Genomic DNA, 4,113 nt, shown 5'->3' with positions numbered 1-4,113 from the left:
TAATTTATTGTTATTTCCTTCAGCTTTTTTATTTGTTAATCCTAAAACATCAAAAACAAAACTTTCTAATGTGGTTTTTAATTCTGTTAAATCCGTTTCAGAAATTGTTTCTTTTTTGTCGTTTAATAGATTTATGATTCTTACCGCTTCAAATAATTGCGCCATTAAAATAGTGGTATTAAAATCGTCATTCATGGCATCGTAACACGCTTTTTTCCAAGATGCAATATCTACTGAAGAAGTAGCGATGGTTTCAATTTTAGATAACAGCGTTATGGCTTCCATTAAACGATTATACCCTTTTTCGCTAGCCAGAATTGCTTCATTTGAAATATCTAAAACACCTCGATAATGGGCTTGCATAAAACAAAAGCGTACCACACTTGGATTGAATTCTTTTTCGAAGAAATCGTTTTTACCTTCTAATAACTCCATTGGTAAAATGTAATTTCCAGTACTTTTGCTCATACGCAAACCATTCATAGTTAACATATTGGCGTGCATCCAATACTTTACTGGCGCTACGCCGTTACATGCCGTTCCTTGTGCTACTTCACATTCGTGATGTGGAAATTTTAAATCTAAACCGCCACCATGAATGTCAAAAGTTTCACCTAAATATTTGGTACTCATAGCAGTACACTCTAAGTGCCAGCCAGGAAATCCAGCTCCCCAAGGTGAGTTCCAACGCATAATATGAGCTGGAGAAGCATTTTTCCAAAGTGCAAAATCTTGTGGGTTTTTCTTTTCAGTTTGTCCGTCTAAATCTCTGGTATTGGCAAATAATTCTTCAATATTTCTATTGCTTAGTTCGCCATAATTTAAACCACGTTTGTTGTATTCTAACACATCAAAATAAACAGAACCATTGCTTTCATAGGCAAAACCGGTTTCAATTAACTTTTGAGTCAATTCAATTTGTTCTAAAATATGACCCGTTGCTGTGGGTTCAATAGTAGGAGGTAGCAAATTAAACGTTTCTAAAACATGATGAAAATCGACAGTATATTTCTGTACAATTTCCATAGGTTCTAATTTTTCTAAACGCGATTGTTTTACAAATCTGTCGTTGTTTACATCGCCATCATCTGTTAAATGTCCGGCATCTGTAATATTTCGTACATATCTTACTTTATATCCTAAATGCAATAAATAACGATAAATCATGTCAAAACTCATAAAAGTTCTTACATTTCCTAAATGCACGTTGCTGTAAACGGTTGGTCCACAAACATACATACCAATTTGACCTTCGTGAATCGATTTAAAATTTTCTTTTTTTCCCGATAAAGAATTATACACTTGAAGTGGATTGGTTTCGTAAAGTGGCATTTTGTTTAATTTATGTTTTTTTTATTTTTTTTTTGAAGCTATTCCTGCTTTCCGTTACAATCTTTTTTAAATGTTCCCTTCGAGAACCTCAGTCAACATTTAAAAAAGGATTTTCACTGCAATCAGGGCTAATTAAAATCGTGTATCTAATTTAATATAGTCTAAAAATTCTCTTTTTACTTTTTCTTCTTTAAATTTCCCGCCAAACTCAGAAGTCACGGTGCTGCTTTCAATATCTTTAATACCTCTTGAGTTCACACACATATGTTTGGCATCAATAACACAAGCCACATCTTCCGTGTTTAAAACACTTTGTAATTCTTTTACAATTTGAATCGTTAAACGTTCCTGAACTTGAGGTCTTTTTGCATAATATTCTACAATTCGATTCATTTTTGATAAACCAACAACTGTTCCGTTTGAAATGTAAGCAATATGCGCTCTACCATAAATAGGTAATAAATGATGTTCACAAGTAGAATATACTACAATGTTTTTTTCAACAAGCATTTCGCCATATTTGTATTTGTTTTCAAATGTAGAGGCACTTGGTTTTTTATCTGGATGCAAGCCGCCAAAAATTTCTTTTACAAACATTTTGGCTACTCGGTTTGGTGTTCCTTTCAAACTGTCGTCTGTTAAGTCCATTCCTAACGTTAAAAGAATACTCTCTACATCTTTTTTGATTCTTGTGATTTTTTCTTCGTCAGAAATTTCAAAAGCATCAGATCTTATTGGGTTTTGTGTATTTGTAGCAATATGATTGTTGCCAATTTCATCGTTATGTTCTTCGTTGTTAATCATCATACCTATTATTTTCATCTAACTGCAAATATATGCATTTATAAATAAATTAGTTTTATAATTTTATAAAGTAATTTATTTTTAAAATCAACACTAATATTTCGTTTAACAATTGTTAAAATCGATGAAATGTTATTTAATCCGTCAAAAAACAAATACTACTGTTAAAATGTAATTTTATTAACGAAAAGTTAATTTTTTTTTTATTTTTGCTATTCAGTACACATTTTTTACTCTAATATTTACAAATATAAAATGAAAAAATTTCTTATATTATTTTTTACCTTTTTTAGCATTAATTTTATTTATTCGCAAAACACTACTTGCGAGACAGCTGCTCCCGTATGTAGTGGTAATATTGATCCACAGCCAAGTGGTCTTAATGGGCCAAATGGTAATATTGGTTATGGAGGTATTGGTTGTTGCAGTACAACTCCAAACGCTGCTTGGTTTAAATTCCGTGTAGGTTTTGCTGGTAATATTAATTTCTCTTTACATCAAGGTAATAATGCACCTGCATACAATAATAATGATGTTGATTTTGTTTGTTGGGGTCCATTTAATGACGATTCAAATTGTACGGAGTTGTTTGATTTTCCTAATGGAAATTTAAATGGGGGGGTAAACAATATTGTAGCATGTAGTTATTCAGCCAGTCCTACTGAAATATTTACCATAACTAACGCAAATCCAAATGCCTACTATGTTTTATTAATTACTAATTATTCAAATCAACCAGGTTTTTTTGTTTTAGAGCAGCTTAATGCAGGTCAACCAGGAGCAGGTTCTACTAACTGTGATGTGGTTTGTGGTGTTGATTTGGGTCCGACTGCAACTTCTGTTTATCCCAATCCTCCAGCTATTAATACCATTTCATTTTGTAATTCTAGTATAAGTTCTCAAACCTTACATTGTAATTTTCAAAATCCACCACCAAATCAAAACACATTAGCTTACCAATGGTTTAAGGATGGTGTATTACAACCTACTTTAACAACAAAATCAATAACAGTTACTCAATCTGGAACCTGGAAAGTAAGGGTTACTCACCCCGATTGTGGTACCCCAACTGAAGATTCTGTAAATATATTTTTCGGTTCTACACCAGTTTTAACAGCACCACCTACGCAATTAGGCCCATTAGGAGATTGTAATCCAACATTTGATTTAACAACTTTAATTCCAGCTATGTTAGCACCTTTAAATCCTGCAGATTTTACGGTTTCGTTTTTTACTGATTTAGGTGCTTCAATTATTTATACTTTTCCTGTTACAGGGCAAATTACAAATCCTTCTGCTTTTCAACCGGGAGTTGATACTACAATTTATGTACGTGCTCGAAATAATACCTCTTCAGAATGTGTAGATTCAGATGATATTTCATTTTTATTAGATGTTAGATGTACAAATAGTGCTACAGCAGTAGGTAATACCATTTGTACTAATAATACGGGACAATTAACTTTTACAGGTCCGCCAAGTGCAGTCGTTTCATTCACACAAGGTACAAATACTTATAATGTAACTTTAAATGCATCAGGTTCATTTACGTGGAATACACCAACCCCTTTGACTGCAACAACAACGTATAGTTTAACAAATATTGCAGTTGGTTCTCCAGTCGTTAACACGCCATTAACTTCTACAGCAACCATTACTGTTAATCCAGACAACACGGTTTCGTTACCTACATCGACACCAACTATTTGTATCAACACGGCTTTAACAACCATTACTCACACTACAACTGGTGCGACAGGAATTGGAACACCAACAGGACTTCCAGCGGGTGTTACGGCTACTTGGGCAGCAAATACCATTACTATTAGTGGTACGCCAACAGCATCAGGAACATTTAATTATAACATTCCATTGACTGGAGGTTGTGGTACATTTAATGCTACAGGAACCATTACGGTTACACCTAGCAATACAGTAACAACAGGTGCTACAACTACATTATGTATTAATACTGTT

Annotated in this window: 2 protein-coding genes and 1 pseudogene; 1 reads left to right on the top strand and 2 read right to left on the bottom strand. The window is 33.3% G+C overall.

Annotated features, from left to right (window positions below; translation table 11 throughout):
- Together cysS and folE are read right to left on the bottom strand one after the other, a co-directional pair.
- Window positions 1–1,332 (bottom strand): cysteine--tRNA ligase (cysS, locus tag ABWO04_RS10215; RefSeq protein ID WP_353079605.1); only part of this gene is annotated, 1,332 nt, incomplete at its 3' end.
- A gap of 132 nt (window positions 1,333–1,464) precedes the next feature.
- Window positions 1,465–2,136, bottom strand: a complete 672-nt coding sequence (gene folE / locus ABWO04_RS10210; protein WP_353079606.1) for a GTP cyclohydrolase I FolE — start codon at window positions 2,134–2,136, stop codon at window positions 1,465–1,467.
- A 255-nt stretch (window positions 2,137–2,391) separates the two neighbouring features.
- Between folE and ABWO04_RS10205 the strand changes: the two are divergent.
- Window positions 2,392–4,113: pseudogene (locus ABWO04_RS10205) on the top strand (hypothetical protein); the annotation flags it as partial.

It is taken from the genome of Flavobacterium sp. (assembly GCF_040382755.1).
Taxonomy (GTDB): Bacteria; Bacteroidota; Bacteroidia; order Flavobacteriales; family Flavobacteriaceae; genus Flavobacterium.
Note: the sequence above shows the minus strand (reverse complement) of the source record. Positions and strands in the feature narration are given on the sequence as shown.

Bases quoted from the DNA above. Each gene is read 5' to 3' on its own strand.
- folE (WP_353079606.1), bottom strand. From the start codon at position 2,136: ATGATTAACAACGAAGAACATAACGATGAAATTGGCAACAATCATATT.